This is a genomic window from Streptomyces sp. NPDC021225 (assembly GCF_044332865.1).
In the GTDB taxonomy this organism is placed as follows: Bacteria; Actinomycetota; Actinomycetes; order Streptomycetales; family Streptomycetaceae; genus Streptomyces.
Genome location: NZ_JBIRPV010000007.1, coordinates 341,603 through 361,165, shown reverse-complemented (window position 1 = coordinate 361,165; position 19,563 = coordinate 341,603). Strand labels below are relative to the sequence as shown.

Below are 19,563 nucleotides of genomic sequence, written 5' to 3'. Positions count from 1 at the left end.
GTTTTCTGTGTACATGTCTGGAGGGTGCAGTGAGGGACGGATACTACGTTTCAGCCTATTTGACGCCGCCCGGTATGTCTCACCTGTTGGATCTTCGTGCGCGCCATGACAACAACGTTTCGTTGTGGCGGAAGTCGGGGCGGGATGTTCAGGTTGTGGCGTATTGGCCGCTTGAGAGGCTGTCTGGTTGGCGCCGTCATGGGGCGGGCGTTCCCGACGAGGCTTCTGGTATGCGGCTGATCGAGTCCCTGCTGTCTTCGGTGGGCGTCGACATCGATGAGGTGCTGGAGTTTTGGGGGACGCCGGGTATTGGCGGTGATCGCCACGTCGATGTGTCAGAGTACTTCGCGGATGTCGATCTGCCGCCGCACAGCATGGCCCATGTGTTCAGCTGTGCCCTGCTGGACACCGGCATTTCGTGGTCGGAGCCGGTTTTCGCGATGGCGTTGGACGGCGGCCCCGACTCATTTCTCGCCTCGAAGGATCATTCGTCGTCGTTTGCCGGGGCTTATGTCGAGAACGGTTCGTTCACCTGGTTCCCGGTCGAGTCCCCGGCCCGTCTGTTCACGGCGGCGCGCCATCGGTACGCGTTGCGTGAGGGGACGTTGATGGCGCTTGCCACCGCGGCCGACTGCGACGCGGATCTGGCTGAGTTGCGGGAAGAGGCGTTGAGCAGTTTGCCGTTCTTCGGGCCCGCCACGAAGCTTCTGGTCGACTGTGAGCGTTTTCTCGGCTTGTTGCACGAGGCGGTTGTGGAGGCGTTCGCAAGCGGCCGGTGTTCGGCGGATGAACGTTTCAGTCCGGATGAGCAAGTGATGAGTGCCGTGATGAAGGAGATCCAGCGGATCTCGCTGTCCGTCATGGAGCGCAATGTGGAGGAGGCGTCCAGGCGTTTCGGGTTCGATCCGAGCGGGACGAATTTTGCGCTGGCCGGCGGCTTCGCGCTGAACTGCCCCACGACGAGTGCGGTCATGGAGAAGTACAAGTTCAAGCGGCTGGTTGCTCCGCCTTGTGTCGATGACAGTGGCCAGTCGCTTGGGATTGCGTTGGGCGTGTTCCATGTGCGGTGTGGAACGGAATTCGATTTCCGGTTCCCCGGGGCGTATCTGGGGCACTCCGATGATGATCTCGCTGCGGCCCTGGCGGGGTTCGAGGAGTTTATCGCGGATGTCACGCCGGCGGATGCCCGGCAGGTCGTCGAGGATCTGCAGGCGGGTCCTGTCGTGTGGGTGGACGGTCGAGCGGAGCTGGGCCCCAGGGCCCTGGGGCACCGCTCGATCCTGGCGGATCCGAGAGCGCTCACATCCAAGGACGAACTGAATCGGATCAAGCAGCGGGAGTGGTGGCGTCCTGTCGCTCCCATGATCCGCGAGGAGGATTTCGGCGATTGGTTCGAGGCGCCCCGGATATCGCCGTACATGCTGGAGACTTTTCTGGTGCACCGTGATCGGGCAGAGCTTGTGCCGGCCATCGCGCACCTGGACCGTTCGGCCAGGGTCCAGACGGTGAACCGAGAGCAGAACCCGTTCATCTATGACGTGCTGTCTGCTTTCGCCGAAGCGACGGGTGTGCCGATCCTGTGCAACACCTCCCTGAACGACAAGGGCGAGCCGATTATCGACAGCATTCCTCAGGCGATTAATTTCTGCCTGCGGAAGGGTGTCTCGGTGGCCTATCTGAACCAGCATCGTGTCACCTTCAAGAACGCGGACTCGTTCCCGGAGGACAAGCCGCACCCAAGGAACTCCGAGCCTTTTGAGCGGGACGAGTCACAGTTGGCAGACCTCGCCGAGCGACTGAACCCGTCCGGACTCGACAACCTCTACCTGCAGATGTGGCTCCATCGCCCGATGTTGCGCCGTAAATTCGACCCGACGGATCAGCGGAGTGCGCGGACTCTGAAGCGAACAGTCGATTCCTGGCTCGCGATGGACCAGGAACTCGAGGACGACATCATGCTATGGATGAAGCGCGCAACCGGGTCCGCTGAATCGCTGAGTTATCCCATATAAGCGGCAGATGGCCACGTTTCGGGACTGACGGCTCGATAAAAGGTCAGACTTCACCGGATAATCACGAACCAGAGCAAGGGGTATTCATGTCCCAGGCGGAAGCAAAAAGTAGTGCCCTGGAGAGACTGCTGGAAGTCATCTCAGACACCCTGGAAATGGATGTCCAAGACGGTGCAGTTTCCTTTCTGGGTCTGGGTGGCGATTCACTCGCGGCAATCATCGTTGCCGAGACGCTACGCGAAGAGGGCTTGATCGTTGAAATCGGCGATCTATTCTCGGACGTACCCCTTGAACGGGTGGCAGCTGCTCTCCAGGCAAGCTGAAACAGGTCGTTACTGCTGTGCCCATACATGCATGTTCTGGAGGGTGAAGTGAGGGACGGATACTACGTCTCCACCTATTTGACACAGCCCGGCGTGCCTCATCTGTTGGACACGTGGATTCGTCATAACAACAACGTTTCGTTGTGGCGGAAGTCGGGGCGGGATGTTCGGGTTGTGGCGTATTGGCCGCTTGAGAGGCTGTCTGGTTGGGGCCGTCATGGGGCGGGCGTTCCCGACGAGGCTTCTGGTATGCGGCTGATCGAGTCCCTGCTGTCTTCGGTGGGCGTCGACATCGATGAGGTGCTGGAGTTTTGGGGGACGCCGGGTATTGGCGGTGATCGCCACGTCGATGTGTCAGATTACTTCGCGGATGTCGATCTGCCGCCGCACAGCATGGCCCATGTGTTCAGCTGTGCCCTGCTGGACACCGACATTTCGTGGTCGGAGCCGCTTTTCGCGATGGCGTTGGACGGCGGCCCCGACTCTGATTCCATGCTTGCCTCGAAGGATCATTCATCCTCTTTCGCCGGGGCCTATGTCGAGAACGGTTCGTTCACCTGGTTCCCGGTCGAGTCCCCGGCCCGTCTGTTCACGGCGGCGCGCCGCAGGTACAAGTTGCGTGAGGGCCCGTTGATGGCGCTTGCCACGGCGGCCGACTGCGACGCGGATCTGGCTGAGTTGCGGGAAGAGGCGCTGAGCGGTTTGCCGTTTTTCGGGCCCGCCCCGAAGCTTCTGGTCGACTGTGAGCGTTTTCTCGGCTTGTTGCACGAGGCGGTTGTGGAGGCGTTCGCGAGCGGCCGGTGTTCGGCGGATGAACGTTTCAGTCCGGACGAGCAGGTGATGAGCGCGGTGATGAAGGAGATCCAGCGGATCTCCCTGCGCGTCGTGGAGCGCAATGTGGAGGAGGCGTCCAGGCGTTTCGGGTTCGATCCGAGCGGGACGAATTTTGCGCTGGCCGGCGGTTTTGCTTTGAACTGCCCCACGACGAGTGCGGTCATGGAGAAGTTCAAGTTCAAGCGGCTGATTGCTCCGCCTTGTGTGGATGACAGTGGCCAGTCGCTTGGGATTGCGCTGGGGGTGTTCTACGGGCGGTGCGGGACTGAGTTCGATTTCGGGTTCCCCGGGGCGTATCTGGGGCACTCCGATGATGAACTCGTTGCGGCTTTGGCGGGGTTCGAGGAGTTTATCGCGGATGTCACGCCGGCGGATGCCCGGATGGTTGTCGAGGATTTGCGGGCGGGTCCTGTCGTGTGGGTGGACGGTCGAGCGGAGTTGGGCCCCAGGGCCTTGGGGCACCGTTCGATCCTGGCCGATCCGAGAACGGTCAGATCCAAGGACGAACTGAATCGGATCAAGCAGCGGGAGTGGTGGTTTCCTGTCGCTCCCATGATTCGTGAGGAGGATTTCGGCGATTGGTTCGAGGCGCCCCGGATATCGCCGTACATGCTGGAGACTTTTCTGGTGCACCGTGATCGGGCAGAGCTTGTGCCGGCTGTCGCGCACCTGGACCGTTCGGCCAGGGTCCAGACGGTGAGCCGAGAGCAGAACCCGTTCATCCATGATGTGCTGTCTGCTTTCGCCGAAGCGACGGGTGTGCCGATCCTGTGCAACACTTCCCTCCACGACAAGAGCGAGCCGATTATCGACAGCATTCCTCAGGCGATTAATTTCTGCCTGCGGAAGGGTGTCTCGGTGGCCTATCTGAACCAGCATCGTGTCACCTTCAAGAACGCGGACTCGTTCCCGGAGGACAAGCCGCACCCAAGGAGCTCCGAACCGTTTGAGCGGGACGAGTCACAGTTGGCCGACCTCGCCGAGCGACTGAACCCGTCCGGACTCGACGACCTCTACCTGCACATGTGGCTCCGTCATCCGATGTTGCGCCGTAAATTCGACCCGGCGGATCAGCGAAGTGCACGGACTCTGAAGCGAACAGTCGACTCGTTGTTGGCGATGGACGAAGACCTTCGCGCCCACTTCTCGAGGTGGATCGATCTGTCACACAACCCACGCACGAGAGCCGCCGCGGGTGACGTGCCTTCTCCAGCGTCATCCCCCAGGCCCTGAGCCGGCAGGCTTATGTCACGAACCGGTCAACAGCGCACCCGGGTCCACGTTGGGAAAGTGGCGGCGGGCAAGGTGCGGAGAGGACTGCAACCACCTGGCCAGGACGCGTCGGCCATAGTGCTCTGTCGTGCCCGCCCCTTGTGGATCTGTCGTGTCTTTTGTCAGGGCTTCGATGTGCGGGTTGAAAGCGAAAGCGAACGAGTACCGTTCGGCGCCCGTAGGCGGGGTGATCACGCGATGCACAGGGGCGGGCAGCCGGCCGCCGGTTGCCACCTGAAGTGTTTCGCCGAGGTTGACCACGAGTGCTCCGGGCAGCGGTTTCACATCGACCCAGCTGTCGTGGCCGTCCTCCATCTGGAGCCCCCCGACGCCGTCCTGCGCGATGAGGGCCAGTAGACCGTGATCCCGGTGGGCGCCCAGACCATTGTCATCGAAGCCAGGGGTGCCGGCCGGGTAGTGGCTGGTCCGGAGACGGTGGTTGGGATTGCCCGCGACCAGGCCGTCAAAGAAGTCCGGGCGACCGTGGAGGGCCGTCGCGATCGCGCTCAGCAGCCGATGACTGAGCGCGGTGAGTTCGTCCAGCCAGTCGAGCATCACGGGTCGCAGCTCGGGGAGTGCGTCGGGCCACTGGTTCGGTCCGATCAGCTGTCGCCAGGGTGCCCCGGGGTCCAATGGCTGCGGAGCCGTCTCGGGACCTATCACGAACTGCTCACGCCGATCCGCGTCGGCAGGGCCCTTGGTGAGTTCGCCTCGGGACGGAACGAAGCCCCGAAAGTGAGGAGAATTCAGGTCGGCGACGGACATCCGTGCCTGATGTGGGAGGGCGAAAAATCGCTTGGACACCTCGAAAGCGCGGTGAATCGTCTCGGTGGGAATGCCGTGACGCACGAGGTAGACACAGCCTGTGTGCTGGAGCTGATCGGCCAAAACGCTTGCGGATTCGGTCGATTCGGAAGCAGAGCCGGAACCCAGTGTGGACACGTCGAAAACGGGCAGGGGGAGTTCTATGCCTCGGTGTTGTGTCACAGCTGATCCCCTTTCATGAAGTGCCTACCGTCGCGGGTGCGCTGATCATCTGCCCACCGTACCCTTCACACTGTGACGGCGTCGGGCGTTGTCATAGCCGGAGCCGATCCGGCCCACGCTCCCACCCCACGCGCACGCCCGCACCGCCGAGGTCTTGGCGCGCCGACCACGCTACCCGCGCGCGCTCTGGAACTGGCCCTGGGCGTATGACGCGACGGTCGGCGAACAGACCGCCCAGAAACCGATTCCGCTGTTAGCGTGTCACGTGCCGTGGTCTGATACGAGGCTTGTCGGCCAACTCGGACGGTATGCCTTGCTGTGAGTGAGGGGGAGCCTGCTCGTGCGATTTATGAAGCAGGCGGTGTGCTTGGCGCTGGTGACGGGGTTACTCGCTGGATGTGGTGGAGGTTCGGGCGACAGCGGTGAGTGGGACCGATCGCCATCTCCTGAGGATGCGCACCCTGAGAAATCCCTCGCCAAACTGTCTGTCCCACCGGCTTATGACAGAACCAAGGGATGGGAAGAGACCCTCAATTGGGTTCCGAATCCTACGAAGTCGATACCTGTGACCGTAGCGGGGCAGGCGAACGCTGTCGCGTATATGACCGTCGCGCCGAACGGCTACACCGTCCATGTGCGTGACGCTGAGACGGGGTCGGTCCGCTGGTCCGGCAAGCCATGGAACCCTCCCGTTCCCATGGACGACACGGAGGGGGACCCGGACACCGCGACACCGGCCGAGATTCCAGACCTGACCGTTGTCAGCCAGGATGGACGAGAATTCATCGTCGCCTGGGGACACGGAATGAAGGGGGAGGACGACCTTCATGACGGCAAGGAGGTTGTTCAACTTGCCATTTATCCCGTGCAGGGCTCGGGTCGCGCGGTCGCACCCCTGCGTGAGGTTTCCGTACCGGTGGACGACGGGGACGGCAGCCTGACCGTTCGGGACGGCGGTTCGGGTCTCCTTATCACTTGGGGGGCAGGAATCACCCTCAACAACTCCGCAGCCTCCGTGGACGTGACCACGGGAGAAGTTACACAGCACGGCGACGCGGACGAACTCATGGCGCAATGCGACGATGCGGCGTGTTATGGGAGTGAGGTTGAGGCGACGTCCACGCACGGTCCGGTCGTCGACATGGCCGCCGGGGGATTCGGGGTGCCCGACCGCTGGTTCAGCCTCGATGTCGCCCCGAAAGGTGCCTCGACTCGACGGAGCCTGATGGGAGGCTGGAACGGGCGGGTGGAGGCTGCGGTCGGCGGGCATCTGGTCGCACGCTGGGCCGCTGAGAGCGGAGAAGCGATCTGGGCGGTTCACGCCGCTGAGACCGGGAAGATCGAGGCGACCACGACGTGCTCCGTCGACAGTCTGCGACCGGATGAGGAGCGACCTGGCTACCCTGCGGTCGCTTCCCGGGACGGCCGCTACCTGGCGGCCGGCCCTCTGGCCTTCGACTTGCGGCAAAGGAGCGGCCTGTGCCTGGCCGGAGACGGGGATCGAAAGGAGGTGCTCCTCGCATCGGTACGAGATGATGGAACCGCGTACGGTGTCGTCTCCGAGGGTGAAGAGGCCACCGACGATTCGATACAGACCAGGGTTCAGGTGTCCCTGGCCACCGGGCGGCCGACGGCGCTGGGTATTGATACTGAGATTCCTATGGCTCCGCTCAGGGAATCCGCTGTCTTCTTGACACGCGACGAGAGTGACTACGTACGTATCTCGGTCCTTCGGAACCGCTGACTCCACCGGTCATGCGGATGCGGTACCGGTGCCAGGACTGCGCGGCGCGGGCCGGACTCCGGGCAGGCGGGCGCGTACGACGAAGCCACCGTCGGGCAGGGGGTGTGCTTCCATGGTGCCGCCGAGGAGTTGGGCGCGCTCGCGCAGGCCGATCAGGCCGTGGCCGCCGCCCGGCAGGCCGGGCGCGGTGGCCGTCGCGTCGGGCGCACCATTGCGCACCTCGACCCGCAGCTCCCGGGCGCCCGTCCGATCGCCCTCCTCGCCGACCCGGACCCGCACCCGCGCCCCCGGCGCGTGCTTGCGCACATTGGTCAGCGCCTCCTGCACGATGCGGAACACCGCCCGCTCGACCGCCTCCGACTGCCCCAGGTCCTCGAACACCCCCTCCCCGTAGTCGGCCTCGTAGTCGACGTCCAGCGCGCTCAGCTCGATCAGGCGCGGCAGGTCGGCCAGGCACGGCTGCGGGGTGAGCTCCTCCAGGTCGCCGCCCGCCGCGCGCAGCACGCCCACCATGTGGCGCAGCTCGTCCAGGGTGCGCACCGACAGCTCACGGATCGTCCGGGCGCACTCCCGCGCCTCGGCGTCCTGCGCGCTGATCTGCACCGCCCCGGCCTGAAGGCTGATCAGGCTGACCTGGTGGGCGACCACATCGTGCATCTCCCGGGCGAGGCGGGCCCGTTCGGTGCTGAGCACCTTGTGCGCCAGCAGCTCGTCGGCGTGGCGGCGGCTGCGCGTCAGGTCCTCGATGCGCGCGGCCAGTTCGCCGCGGGTGCGCACCAGCAGTCCCAGGCCGATGGGCGCGACGGAGGTCACGGACGCGTCGATCAGGTTCAGGGTGTTCTCCCGGTACGCGGTCGGCTCGAAGTCCGAGACCGGCCACGGCACGAAGTGCGCGGCGGCCAGCAGCAGCGCGGAGACCGCGAGCAGCCGGCGGTCGGGGCGGCGCGCGGCCACGGTGTACAGCGCGATCATGGGCGCGAACCAGATGTAGCCGATGAGGATCCCCGGCAGTGTGGCCAGGAACGCGGTCAGCGGCAGCCGCCGGCGCAGCAGCAGCGCGGCCGCGGCGACCAGCGACACGTTCAGCTCAAGGCCCGGCGTCACGCCGTTGACCAGCAGCGCGTCGGCCACCGCGAGGGCCGTGGGGACGACCAGCGACGCCCAGCGCATCATCGCGGGCCCCCGGCCCACGGGCTCAGCAGCCCCGCCCGGTCGGCCACGATCGCCGCCTGCACCCGGTTGAGCCCGCCCAACTTGGCCAGCAGCGCCCCCACATGGTCCTTGACGGTGCTGGGCGCCAGCCCTATCCGCTCCGCGATCTGCGGATTGGCCAGCCCTTGCCCGATCAGCGCCAGTACCTCCCGCTCGCGCGGGGTGAGCGCCTCGACGGCCGCGGCGGCCGTGGCCTCCGCCTCGGCGGCCAGATAGCCGCCGATCACGGCGCGGGTGACGCCCGGGTCCAGGAGGCTGCCGCCCTCCGCGAGCGTCCGTACGGCCCGTACCAGCTGCTCCGGGTCGGTGTCCTTGAGCAGAAAGCCGGCAGCGCCCGCCCGCAGCGCGGCCGTGACGTACTCCTGCGCGTCGAAGGTGGTCAGCATGGCGACGGCGGGGGCGCGCTCCGCCTCCAGCAGCCGCCCGAGCACGGTCAGCCCGTCCACGTCGGGCATCCGGATGTCCAGGAGGACCACATCGGCCGCGCTGTCGCGCACCGCCTCCACGGCCTTGGCGCCGGAGCACTCCGCGACGACCTCGATGTCCGGGGCCGTGCCCAGGATCAGCCGCAGCCCGGACCGTACGAGCGCCTCGTCGTCCACCACAGCCACACGGATCACCGGCCCCTCCCTCCCGTTGGCTGTCATGCTCATTACCCGGACAGCCTGCCGCATGCGCGGTACAAAGTGGAGTGCCTACCTCCGCCTGTTGGGGGGAGCACCCCCGCCGGTCGGCGGGGGTGACCGGAAGACCAGGGGCGGATTCCCCGGCCGCCCGCCGCCGTGCACAGTGGTCCCACGCCGCATCACCCCGCGGCCGCCAGGCCGCCGCGGCCCCCACACGCGACGGCCTGGCGCCGGCGGGCCCACGAGACGGCGGGTCGCGAGACAGGGGGAGGGGCGGGGGCGCGGCCGAAGCCCGTCACACCGGGGGCTCCGCAGGGGCGGGCCCCAGGGTGGTGGTGCCGGGCGCGGCGCGGTGGCCCAGCCCCATGCGGTACGCGTCCATGGCCGCCTCGGCGCGGCCGCCGCGCCGCAGCAGATCGCCCAACAGCCGGCACAGATCGGCCAGATCACCGGCCGCACCCGTCCGCTCCAGCAGGGACAGGGCCGCGCGGTAGTGCTCCTCCGCCGCCGCCGCGTCGCCGCGCTCCTCCGCGATCAGGCCGAGCAGCCGGTGCGCCCCGCCCGCGTGCACCACGCCGTGCTCGGCGGTCAGCCCAGGCACCCCACCATCACCCGCAACCTCACCATCACCGCGCCTGAGCAACGGCACGAGCAACGCCTCCGCCTCCGCCGTCCGCCCGCGCCGCCGCAGCACATCCGCCAGCTCCACCTCCACCTGCACCGTGTACAGCGTGGCCCGCTTGGACGCCAGCATGTCCCGCGCGATGGACAGTTCGCGCTCCGCCCGCTCCAGATTGCCGTCCTGCGCGTGGACATAGCCGCGCATCCAGTGGCAGTGGGCGAGATCGGTGTGGATGCGCAGCTGCTCGTACAGCTCCTGCGCCTTGGCCAGCGAGGCGTCGGCCTCGGCGGTGCGGCCCTCGGCGATGAGCGTACGGGCCACACCGCGGTGCATCCGGGCGAGCAGCCCCGGGTCGTCCACGCTGGGCGCCAGCGCGAGCGCCAGCTCGGCGGCGCGCGCGGCGCGGGCATGCGCCCCCATGTCCATGTACGGGGGTATGGCCGCGGTGTAGAGCAGCAGCAGGGCGTTCGGGTCGTGCAGGCCCGAGGCGTTGAGCTCGTCGATGGCGCTCTCCAGGAGGTAACAGGAGTAGCGCAGTTCGCCGGAGAGGAAATGGGCCACGGCGCGCCCGCGGATCGCCGGGATCCGCCGGGGCAGCGGCTCGTCGGCCAGCAGCTGCTCCGCCGCCTCGTAGTGGGCGCGCGCCACGGCCAGTTCGCCGGTCTCCAGCGCGCAGTCGCCGAGCCCGACCATGGCGGAGGCCCGCTCGTCCCGGAAGCCGAGCCGCTCCGCCTCGACCATCAGCTGGTGGAAGTGCCCGACCGCGTCCTTCGCGTCGCCGGTGGCCAGCGCCCTGCGTGCGTCGGTGAGCCCGGCCCGCAGCCGGATCGCGTCGTGCGGGTCGCGGCCGGTGGTCAGCTCCTCGTAGCTGACGCCGAGGCGTTCGGCGAGGTGGCGCAGCGCGGCCTCGGAGGGGCGCACCTTGCCGGACTCCAGCGTGGAGACATACGCGGCGGTGTAGGCGGGCTCGGCCAGCTGCCGCTGGGTGAACCCCCGTTCGGTACGCAGCCTGAGCACCCGGCGCCCGATCTCCGCGGCCCCGTCCGTCGCGCGTACGTCCCCGGCGTTTCTCCCGCCCACCCTGCCCTCTTCTCCCCAGCGGCTGCTTAATCGCCGAGTTAAGTCCATTTACGCGAGGATTGAAACATGTCGAAGGTGATGGATCGGGGGGTCGGCCGGTTCGGAGGCGGTGACCGCCGCTCAGCCGGGACTCCCGCTCGCCGACCACCACTTCGACGTACGGCTCGACCATACGGCTCCCGGGGGCGAGCGGATCACGATTCGGGCGGGGAGCGCGGCCGGGGCGACGGCGCCGACGCCCGCCGCCGGCCGGCGTACCTCGAGATCGGCCGGGGCGCCCGCGCCGGTATGATCCACCGCAGGCCGCGAACCGCCGAGGCGGATCGCGATCCTCCTGGTGGGACAGGGCTCGAGACGCGACCGGATCCATTGCCACCGGCACTTCGTGAGACGCCGGTGACTACTGACAACTGCTGACGACAACTAGCGACTTCCCTAATTCCCATTGCCGAATCGCGGTTCGAGCCCCTAGGTTGAGCGGCGACTTAATCGGGCTTAACTGGCTGCTTATAAAGCCGAGTTCGGGGGGTACACCACCGTGCGCAGACGTCTGCCCAGACGTTTCTCGATACGCACTGCGGCCGTCGCCGGCGGCCTCGTCCTGACGGCGACCCTGGCCGCGACCGCGTCGGCCACGGCGTCGGCCGCCCCGGAACCGCCTCCGCCGCCCAGCCGCGCCGCCGCGGCCCAGGGCGCCGAGCGCACCCACGAGGTGGAGTACTTCACCCGTCCCGGCGGCCATCCCCGCCACACCGAGGTACCGGCCGCCACCCCGGAGCGTCTCGCCCGCGCGGACCGGCCGCTGTCCGCCCCCGAGGCCGCCGCCGACGGCGACGTCAACGCGGTCATCCAGACCGGCCCGGTCGCCGACAAGCTCGACGTCGTCGTCATCGGGGACGGCTACACCGCCGCCCAGCAGGACGACTTCCACGCCGATGTGCGGTCCAAGTGGGCGCAGATGTCCGCGGTCGAGCCGTACGCCTCGTACAAGGAACTGTTCAACGTCTGGTCGGTGGACGCGGTCTCCAACCAGTCCGGCGTCTCCGGGGACCCCGGCAAGGACGTCGTCAAGGACACCGCGCTCAAGTCGTACTTCTGGTGCGACGACATCGAGCGGCTGCTGTGCGTCGACACCGACAAGGTCGAGTCGTACGCCGCCAAGGCCCCCGACGCCGACCTCGTGGTCGTGCTGTCCAACTCCACCAAGTACGGCGGCGCGGGCTACACCCTCACCTCCCAGATCGGCTACGACGGCATCGCCACCGCCTCCTCCGACCACCCCGACTCCGACCAGGTCGCGGTGCACGAGACCGGGCACTCCCTCGGCAAGCTGGCCGACGAGTACTTCTACGACGAGTACGGCACCTACACCGGCGCCGAGCCCGACGAGTCCAACGCCTCCAAGCTGAGCGCCGCCCAGCTGACCGCGCAGAAGAAGAAGTGGTACCGCTGGATCGGCCAGACCTCGCCCGACGGCGGCACGGTCGGCGCGTACGAGGGCGGGCGCTACTACCCCAAGGGCATCAACCGCCCCACTGATAACTCGATCATGCGCACCCTCGGCCGTGAGTTCAACCTCCCGGGCCGCGAGGCGATGATCGCGGGCTTCTACCGGTACGCCACCGTCGTCGGCAGCACGACCGGCACGGACACCGCCCTCAAGCGCGACGCGGCCATCAAGATCACCCTCCCGGCCTCCGCGACCGTGAAGTGGTCCGTGGACGGCACCGAGGTCACCGACGCGCGCGGCAAGAAGTCGGTCACCCCGGCCTCCCTCGGCATCGCCGCCGACGGCCGCTCGCACACGGTCACCGCCACGGCCACGGACAACACCACGGCGGTCAAGGACCCCGCCCTGCGCAAGCTGCTGACCGACTCCCGCACCTGGAAGGTCACCGCCTAGCCGCACCGCCGCCACCCCCCAGCTGCCGCCCCGTGGACCCCCGCCGCGGGGCGGCTTCTTTTCCGGGTTTCTGTGTTTCCGCGCTTCTGCTCAGCTTGCGTAGGGCCGCACTTAACACCCCCTCATCCCTCCGTAACACCCTCACCGGTCACGGGCTGTCCGCCGTCAGCCCGCGAAGCAGCTCCCGGGCCCGCTCGGCGAACGTCCCGCTTCCGGTCGCGGCGCCCCGTTCCAGGAACTCGATCGCGCGCTCGCGGTCGCCGTCCTCGGCGGCCATCTCACCGAGCCTGAAGGCGCCCTCGGCGATCAGCTCGGGCTCGCGCGCCGCCTTCAGCATCCGCTCGTACCAGGTGCGGGCGCCGTCCCGCTCGCCCAGCCAGTAGTGCAGCTCGCCGAGATGCCCGGTGGCCCGCGGCCGGTGGAGGGAGTCGGCCTTCAGCGCCTTCTGGTACCACTTCAGCGCGGCGGGCAGGTCGCGGCGCCCCTTGGCGATGTGGCCGAGCAGCATGGCGGCGTAGCCCCTCGTGGTGAGCTCGCTTCCGGCCAGCTCCACCGCGCGCAGCAGATGGGTCTCGGCGGTCTCCTCGTCCCCCAGGTCGAGGGCCGTCCAGCCGAGGCCGAGGGTCGCCCAGGCGGGCTTTTTGACGCCGAGGTCGAGGGCCTGGAGGTAGGCGGCGCGGGCTTCCTCGTTGTCGCCGTCGCCGCCGCGCGTGCGCAGCGTGTCGCCGAGGTGCAGCACCATCTCGGCCAGGGTCGTCCGGTTCTTCTTCTGGTCGAGATCGCGCGCGGCGGCGATGCGGTGGGCCGACCGGGCGGCCTCCACAGCGCCGTCGAAGTCGTTCAGGGTGACCAGGACGGAGGCGAGGTCGTAGCCGGCGCGCATGGCGTTGGTCGCCCCGCCGGTCTCGATCGCCCGCCGGTACGCCTCGGCGGCGCCGCGCAGTCCGCCTCGCCGCTCCCGCAGGAGGTCGGCCTTCTTCCGGTACGCCCTGCCGACGGCCGCTGGGTCCTCTTCGCGCTCGATCAGCCGGTCGTACAGGAAGAGCGCGTCGTCCTCGTCCGAGGCGTCCTCGCCGAGCTTGCGCAGCTCGTCGAGCGTCAGGCGCTCCTCCTCCGGGGGCTCGACGGGCGCCCCCGCGCGATAGATCCGGAACTCGCCTCCGTACCCCTGGGATCCAGTGATCGCCGAGACCGCGAGCATGCCGCCGTCCGGCGACCAGGCCAGGGCGGGGAGGGTGCTGCCACCGGACCGGCAGCGCATGAGCAGCGCGCCGTCGGAGACCCGCCACAGGTCGATCCGCTCGTCCCCCTCGATCTCGTCGTCGGCCGGGCCCTTCCCGCAGCCGGCCACCAGATAGGCCCCGTCCGGCCGCACGAGCGCGTCCGACCGGATTCCGGGGAGGGTGCCGAGGACGCGTCCGCTCTCCGGGTCCAGGATGTGCACATCGCTCCCCTGGGCGACGAACATCCGGGTCTCGTCGCCGGTGAAGGAGACGCTTCCGACCGACGCCTTCCCTCTCGGAAGGTGCAGCCGGCGGGGCGATTCGCCGGACGAGCACAGCACATCGACCCAGCCGCCGTAACCGGTGAACCCGCCGTAGCCGCCATCGGCGCGATAGCGGCCGAAGCCCCCGTCGGCCCGGTAGCGGCCGGTGCGCGAGCGGGCTTCGCGGGGCTGCGGCGGGACGTCCACCTCGGCGCCGGTGTCGACGTCGTAGGCGCGGGTCGCGGCGGCGCCGTCCTCCGCCCCTCCGCCCCATCGGACGCGCTTGGTGAGCTGATGGGTGCCGGGCACCCACTGGATGTCCTGGCCCCACAAGGAGCTGTGCGGGACGCGGACGTGCTCGCTCCAGTCGTCGGTGCGGAACACCACCAGCTCGCAAGCCTGGCTGGTGACCGCGAGATACCGTCCGTCGTCCGAGAAGGCCAGATCGCTGGGGGTGCCGTCGTCGTCTTCCTCGCCAGGGAACGGGTCGAGCGTGACCGCGGGACGGCGCAGGTCCAGCACCGTGGGGGCGTCCGCCTCCAGCACCTGGTCTGCCGTGGTCGCATAGGAGGCGGTCGCCCAGCCGTGGCCGGCGCTCAGCGACCCCAGCCAGCGCGCGTCGGTGACCTCGACGTCGTAGTCGGCCTGGACGAGGAGATCCTCGTGCGCCCAGCGGCCGTCGCGCTCGTGGTAGAAGTCCTGGAGGCGCTGCCAATCGGCCTCGGCCGCGGGGTGGTTGCGGGTGGCCGTCCGCTCGATCCGCCGGACGTACCGATGGGTGTGGGCGGCGACCCACTCGGGGTCGAGGACCTCGTCGACGCCGATCCTCCGCAGCGGGTGGAGCGAGGAGACCGGCAGGCGGTTCGCCGCCTCCCACAGCAGCGTGAAGAAGAAGCTCGGATCGTCGGGCAGCGGCGCGTGGGTCCGGCTTTCCGTGTCGTAGTACACGACGAAGACGCGGAACCGGACGCGCGACGCCTCGGGCGCGACGTCGAGGACGCGGATGCCGTACAGATCGGTGGACATCTGGCCTTCCACAGCAGGGGACTTGGGCGGTCCAGTCCATGGTCACAGAGGGGTCCGACAGCCCGCGGCAAACCCTGGCCGATTGTGGGCACGGCTCAGGGTGCGTCCGGCGGGTCTTGACGCCTGCGGCGGGCCCTTCCCCACCCCGCCCCTTCCCGGCCCCTGTCCATATGCGGCTCCGCCGCGTGGTGGGGCTTTGTTCCAGACCCCAGAGGTCCAGGGGCGAAGCCCATGCCACGCGGCGGAGCCGCACATAGACACTGCGGGAAGGGGCGGGGTGGGGAAGATCAGCCGGACACGGCTCAGGGCCGCCGCAGCAGCCCCCGCTCCAGGGCCACCACCACCGCGCGCGTGCGGTCGTTCACGTCGAGCTTGGCGAACAGCCGCAGGAGATGGGTCTTGACGGTGGCCTCCGTGATGACGAGACGCCTGCCGATCTCCGCGTTGGTCAGGCCGTCGGCCACGGCGTTGAGAACGTCGGTCTCGCGCGCGGTGAGCGGGTCCTGGGGCGGGCGGCGCATGCGCGCGATCAGCTTCTCGGCCACCCGGGGCGCGAGGACGGTCTCGCCGCGCGCCGCCGAGCGGATCGCGTCGGCGAGCTGTTCGCGGGTGGTGTCCTTGAGGAGATAGCCGATGGCACCGGCCTCCACGCCGCGCTCGATGTCCTGGTCGGTGTCGTAGGTCGTGAGGATCAGGACCCGGGTGTGCGGGTATCGGGCGACGATTTCGGCGGTCGCCCCCACCCCGTCGAGGACCGGCATCCGCAGGTCGACGAGCGCGACATCGGGGGCGTGCCGCTCGACGAGTTCGAGGGCCGCCCTCCCGTCCCCCGCCTCCCCGACGATCTCGATGCCGTCCTCGCCGGCGAGCAGGGCGACCACGCCCGCCCGCATCACGGTGTGGTCGTCCACCACGACCACCCGGACTCGTTCGCTGGTCATCCCGTCCCCTCGTGCCGCTTGTCGCGCGCCTCGCCACTTGTCTCCAGCGGAATCATCGCCAGGATGCGCGTGCCGTCGCCGACCGAGCTGGTGACCGTCAGCCGGCCGCCCAGTTCCGCCAGGCGTTTGCGCATCCCGTCGAGCCCGAAGCCCGCCGACTCCTCCGGGACGAAACCCGTGCCGTCGTCGGTGACCTCCAGCTCCACACCGTACGGCCGGCGGGCCAGGATCACCCCGACCGTGGACGCCCGCGCGTGCTTGCGGACGTTGGCCAGGGACTCCTGGGTGCAGCGCAGCAGCGCGATCCGGGTCTGCTGGTCGCACACCACGTCCGCCAGGTCGGCGCCCACCGTGAGCCCGGTGTCCTCCGCGAAACGGTCGAGGATACGGCGCAGCGTCCGCGCCACGGAGCCGGCCGCCGCGCCGTCCCGCTGCTGTGCCGAGCCCACCAGCTCCCTTGCCTCGGCGAGGTTCTCGCGGGCCGTCGACTCGATCGAGCGCAGCTGCTGGGCGCTGCGCGCCGGATCGGAGGCGAGCCGGGCCCGGGCCGCCTCCGCGAGCACGACGATCGACGCGAATCCCTGCGCGAGGGTGTCGTGGATGTCCCGTGCCATCCGCTCCCGTTCGTCCGCCGCCCCCTGACGCTGGTGGGCCTCGGACAGCTCCGCCTGGGTCCGCTCCAGTTCGACGATCAGCCGGGCGCGTTCGGTGCTCTGGGCGACCACCGAGTGTGCCCACAGCCCGATCAGGACCCCCACGGCCACGACGATCAGGGTGGACACCAGCGTCTCGCTGAAGAACTCCAGTGACCAGCCCTGCCGGGACCAGCTCCCCGCCAGCGTCGCGGCGGTCGCCAGCCCCAGGAACCCCATGGAGGCCCTGGGGGTCCGCCCGAACATCCAGTAGTGCGGCAGCGTCACCATGAACAGCGCCGCATAGCTGCTGCGCAGATACGCCAGCCCGCCGAGCGCGAGCACCAGTACCGAGAGATAGACGTGCGGCCGTACGACGGGATTGCCGGGGAAGCGGTCGAGGAGCGCGTAGCACAGCACCACGGAGCCCAGCAGCGCGAGCGCCCAGTACCTGCTCCCGCCGGGCCGGTCCATCGCGGCGAGCCCGACGGCCATCGCGGCGAACAGCACCCAGCACACCGCGCTCCAGCGGCGCAGCGACTGTGCCCAGAAGGCGTCGGCGGAGGGTCCGGCGAGAGCGGTCATACCGATCAACGTACGTCGACCGCCGGCTGTCCGTGGGCCGCGCGGCCCGGCTCGGCCGCGGCCTCCCGCCCCGGCCGCGACGGCCGCGACGGCCACCAGGTCGCCTCGCCGAGCAGCAGCAGGGCCGCGGGCAGGATCATGATCCGGACGACGAAGGCGTCGAGCAGCACGGCCGCCGCCAGGACGAAGCCGATCTGCTTCATCTCGATGATGTGCAGGAAGACGAAGCTCACGAAGACCGTCGTCATCACGACCGCGGCGCTGGTGACCACGCTCGCCGAGCTGCGGATGCCGTCGAGCACCGCCTGCCGCGTGGGGACGCCGGCGAGCGCGGCTTCCCTGATCCGGCTGACCACGAACACCTGGTAGTCCATGGAGAGTCCGAAGAGGATCACGAAGAGGAAGAGCGGGACGCGGGACCCGATCGAGCCGGTGGAGTGGAAGTCCAGCAGCCCCTCGGCCCAGGTGTTCTGGAAGACGAGGACGAGCAGCCCGAGCGCGGCCGCGGCGGACAGCAGGTTCAGTACGACACCGATCAGGCCGAGCACCACGGAGCGGAAGGCGTACACGGTCATCGCGAACGTCACCAGGAGCAGGGCCCCGATCACCAGGGGCAGTTTGCTGTTCTGGTGGGCGGGATAGTCGGCGTAGCGGGCGACGTCGCCACTGACCCCGTACTCCGCGCCCGCGACCCGGCCGACGGTGGCGGGCAGGTAGTCGTGGCGCAGGTGGGCGAGGGAGGTCTTGGCCTGGTCGGAGTTGCCGAGGTACGGCACCTTCAGCCGCAGGACGCTCACCCGGTGGTCGGACGAGGTCCTGATCCGCGAGCCGTCGGCGAACAGCGGATCGCGGTCGGCCAGCTCGGCGAGCTTGCGCAGCGCGCCGGTGACCTCGCGGGTGCGCGAGGCGTCGGCGCGTACGACGACGTCGTGCGTGACCCGCTGCTCGGGAAACGCCTCATTGAGACGGTCGTACACCCGCATCGCGGGGATTTCGCGGGAGTGGGTGTCCCGGCTCATCTCCGTGATCTTCAGCCCCGTCAGCGGAAGGGCGAGGGCGAGCAGCGCGAGGAGCGAGACGCAGAGTGTGGCGAGGGGATGCCGGGCGGCGGGCCGCAGCAGCGCCGCCCAGATCCGGCCGCCGGCCCGGTCGCCGCCCTCGCCGCGTGCCCGCCGGGCCGGCTTGCCGCGCTCCGCCCGGCGCCGTGCCCTGCGTTCCGCCCGCTTGCCGAGTACGACCAGCAGTGCGGGCAGCGCCGTCACGGAGCTGGCGACGGCGACCAGGACGACCACGATGGTGCCGGTCGCGAGCGAGGAGAAGATCACGTCGGAGGCCAGATACAGCGTCGCGGTGGAGGCGACGACCGCAAGACCCGACACCACCACCGCATGCCCCGAGGTGGCCGCCGCCAACTCCACCAGCGCCTCGGCGCTCAACCGACCGCCGCCGCGGGCCCGCTCCTCGCGCTCCCGCTTCAGGTAGAAGAGCGTGTAGTCGACGCCGACCGCAAGGCCGATCATCAGGATCACGTTTGTGCCCACCCCGACGTCGGGGGACAGGTGCGAGACCACCATCGACAGGCCGATCGCCGCCGCGATCGACGACAGGGCGAGCAGCAGCGGCACGATGGCCATGACGACCGAGCCGAAGGCGATCAGCAGCGTGATCAGCGTGACCGGAAGCGTGATCTTCTCGGACAGCGCCAGGTCGTCGTTGCGCTGCTGGTCGACCCCCTTGCTGGTGGAGGGACTTCCGGTCTCCTCGAGCAGCAGCCGCGGATGGGTCTTCTGCACGGCCTCGGTCTGTGCGACCAGCGCGCCGACCTTGGCGTCCGCGTCCAGCTCCTCGCCCTTGATGGCCACCTCGACCATGAGGATCCGGCCGTCGCGGGACCACAGCGGCGCGGCCACGCCCGCGACCTCGGGCAGTCGCTTCATCCGCGCCGTGAGGTCCCGCGCGGCCGCCTCAGCGGCCCGCTTGTCGGCCCGACTGTCGAGGGCGCCGGACCGGGCGGAGATCAACACCTGCTCGGCGGACCGGCGCTCCAGATGCCCCTCGGCCGCCATGGCCTCGGCCCGGCCCGCCTCGCCGACGCGGTAGTCCGCCGTCTTGGCGCTGTTGGTGCCGACGGCTCCGCCGACGACCAGGCACAGCGCCACGAACACAAGCCATCCGACGACCGCCCGCCAGGGGTGCCGCGCGCTGTGGCGCGCCATGCGCACAGTGAGTGAATTCATACCCTAAAGCCTTGTTGACCAGGGCGGTTGCCGGACAGAGG

At 68.9% G+C, this 19,563-nt stretch carries 13 protein-coding genes; 5 read left to right on the top strand and 8 right to left on the bottom strand.

Annotated elements, in window-relative coordinates:
• Positions 1 to 230: 230 nt before the first annotated feature.
• The 3 genes from ACH4S9_RS30430 (at position 231) to ACH4S9_RS30420 (ending at position 4,402) form a co-directional block, all read left to right on the top strand.
• Positions 231 to 2,012 carry a carbamoyltransferase C-terminal domain-containing protein gene (locus ACH4S9_RS30430; protein ID WP_398374684.1) on the top strand — a complete coding sequence of 594 codons (1,782 nt, stop codon included), beginning with the start codon at positions 231 to 233 and terminating at the stop codon, positions 2,010 to 2,012.
• Positions 2,013 to 2,098: 86 nt separating this feature from the next.
• Entirely contained in the window at positions 2,099 to 2,335 is a 237-nt protein-coding gene (locus tag ACH4S9_RS30425) for a phosphopantetheine-binding protein (RefSeq protein WP_311724364.1), read from the top strand.
• Positions 2,336 to 2,584: 249 nt separating this feature from the next.
• Positions 2,585 to 4,402 carry a carbamoyltransferase C-terminal domain-containing protein gene (locus tag ACH4S9_RS30420; RefSeq protein ID WP_311724363.1) on the top strand — a complete coding sequence of 606 codons (1,818 nt, stop codon included), beginning with the start codon at positions 2,585 to 2,587 and terminating at the stop codon, positions 4,400 to 4,402.
• Between the two features lie 15 nt (positions 4,403 to 4,417).
• Here ACH4S9_RS30420 and ACH4S9_RS30415 read toward each other — a convergent pair whose 3' ends face one another.
• Entirely contained in the window at positions 4,418 to 5,428 is a 1,011-nt protein-coding gene (locus ACH4S9_RS30415) for an isopenicillin N synthase family dioxygenase (protein WP_385345308.1), read from the bottom strand.
• Between the two features lie 697 nt (positions 5,429 to 6,125).
• On the opposite strand from ACH4S9_RS30415, the gene ACH4S9_RS30410 reads away from it, so the two are divergent.
• Complete coding sequence (locus ACH4S9_RS30410) at positions 6,126 to 7,172, top strand: hypothetical protein (protein ID WP_311724361.1); 1,047 nt, start codon at positions 6,126 to 6,128, stop codon at positions 7,170 to 7,172.
• 9 nt (positions 7,173 to 7,181) lie between these two features.
• Here ACH4S9_RS30410 and ACH4S9_RS30405 read toward each other — a convergent pair whose 3' ends face one another.
• The 3 genes from ACH4S9_RS30405 to ACH4S9_RS30395 all read right to left on the bottom strand — a co-directional run bounded on the left by ACH4S9_RS30405 (position 7,182) and on the right by ACH4S9_RS30395 (position 10,712).
• Positions 7,182 to 8,345 (bottom strand): sensor histidine kinase, encoded by a 1,164-nt coding sequence (locus tag ACH4S9_RS30405; RefSeq protein WP_385345304.1) that lies wholly within the window; start codon positions 8,343 to 8,345, stop codon positions 7,182 to 7,184.
• Entirely contained in the window at positions 8,342 to 9,004 is a 663-nt protein-coding gene (locus tag ACH4S9_RS30400; RefSeq protein ID WP_385345302.1) for a response regulator, read from the bottom strand. Before ACH4S9_RS30400 ends, ACH4S9_RS30405 begins: the two co-directional genes overlap by 4 nt.
• A 301-nt stretch (positions 9,005 to 9,305) precedes the next feature.
• Positions 9,306 to 10,712: a helix-turn-helix domain-containing protein gene (locus ACH4S9_RS30395; RefSeq protein ID WP_398374682.1), complete on the bottom strand. Its 1,407-nt coding sequence runs from the start codon at positions 10,710 to 10,712 to the stop codon at positions 9,306 to 9,308.
• Positions 10,713 to 11,250: 538 nt separating this feature from the next.
• Here ACH4S9_RS30395 and ACH4S9_RS30390 point away from each other — a divergent pair.
• Positions 11,251 to 12,615 carry a M64 family metallopeptidase gene (locus ACH4S9_RS30390; protein WP_398374680.1) on the top strand — a complete coding sequence of 455 codons (1,365 nt, stop codon included), beginning with the start codon at positions 11,251 to 11,253 and terminating at the stop codon, positions 12,613 to 12,615.
• A 148-nt stretch (positions 12,616 to 12,763) separates the two neighbouring features.
• Here the strand turns inward: ACH4S9_RS30390 and ACH4S9_RS30385 are convergent, their stop codons facing one another.
• The 4 genes from ACH4S9_RS30385 to ACH4S9_RS30370 form a co-directional block, all read right to left on the bottom strand.
• On the bottom strand, positions 12,764 to 15,127 hold the full coding sequence (locus ACH4S9_RS30385; protein ID WP_398374678.1) for a WD40 repeat domain-containing protein: 2,364 nt from the start codon (positions 15,125 to 15,127) through the stop codon (positions 12,764 to 12,766).
• A gap of 302 nt (positions 15,128 to 15,429) precedes the next feature.
• Positions 15,430 to 16,068 (bottom strand): response regulator transcription factor, encoded by a 639-nt coding sequence (locus ACH4S9_RS30380; protein ID WP_358845300.1) that lies wholly within the window; start codon positions 16,066 to 16,068, stop codon positions 15,430 to 15,432.
• The gene (locus ACH4S9_RS30375) at positions 16,065 to 17,285 is read right to left on the bottom strand and encodes a sensor histidine kinase (protein ID WP_398374677.1); all 1,221 of its coding nucleotides are present in this window, start codon (positions 17,283 to 17,285) and stop codon (positions 16,065 to 16,067) included. The genes ACH4S9_RS30380 and ACH4S9_RS30375 overlap by 4 nt, the downstream gene beginning before the upstream one ends.
• A 5-nt stretch (positions 17,286 to 17,290) precedes the next feature.
• A complete protein-coding gene (locus ACH4S9_RS30370; protein ID WP_398374675.1) occupies positions 17,291 to 19,522 on the bottom strand; it encodes an MMPL family transporter in 2,232 nt (743 codons plus the stop codon).
• Positions 19,523 to 19,563: the final 41 nt, after the last annotated feature.

Excerpts from the sequence above, each read along its gene's own strand:
- ACH4S9_RS30430 (WP_398374684.1), top strand. The coding sequence starts at position 231 with ATGCGGCTGATCGAGTCCCTGCTGTCTTCGGTGGGCGTCGACATCGAT.
- ACH4S9_RS30425 (WP_311724364.1), top strand. The coding sequence starts at position 2,099 with ATGTCCCAGGCGGAAGCAAAAAGTAGTGCCCTGGAGAGACTGCTGGAA.
- ACH4S9_RS30420 (WP_311724363.1), top strand. The coding sequence starts at position 2,585 with ATGCGGCTGATCGAGTCCCTGCTGTCTTCGGTGGGCGTCGACATCGAT.
- ACH4S9_RS30410 (WP_311724361.1), top strand. The coding sequence starts at position 6,126 with ATGGACGACACGGAGGGGGACCCGGACACCGCGACACCGGCCGAGATT.
- ACH4S9_RS30405 (WP_385345304.1), bottom strand. The coding sequence starts at position 8,345 with ATGATGCGCTGGGCGTCGCTGGTCGTCCCCACGGCCCTCGCGGTGGCC.
- ACH4S9_RS30385 (WP_398374678.1), bottom strand. The coding sequence starts at position 15,127 with ATGTCCACCGATCTGTACGGCATCCGCGTCCTCGACGTCGCGCCCGAG.
- ACH4S9_RS30380 (WP_358845300.1), bottom strand. The coding sequence starts at position 16,068 with ATGACCAGCGAACGAGTCCGGGTGGTCGTGGTGGACGACCACACCGTG.
- ACH4S9_RS30375 (WP_398374677.1), bottom strand. The coding sequence starts at position 17,285 with ATGACCGCTCTCGCCGGACCCTCCGCCGACGCCTTCTGGGCACAGTCG.
- ACH4S9_RS30370 (WP_398374675.1), bottom strand. The coding sequence starts at position 19,522 with ATGAATTCACTCACTGTGCGCATGGCGCGCCACAGCGCGCGGCACCCC.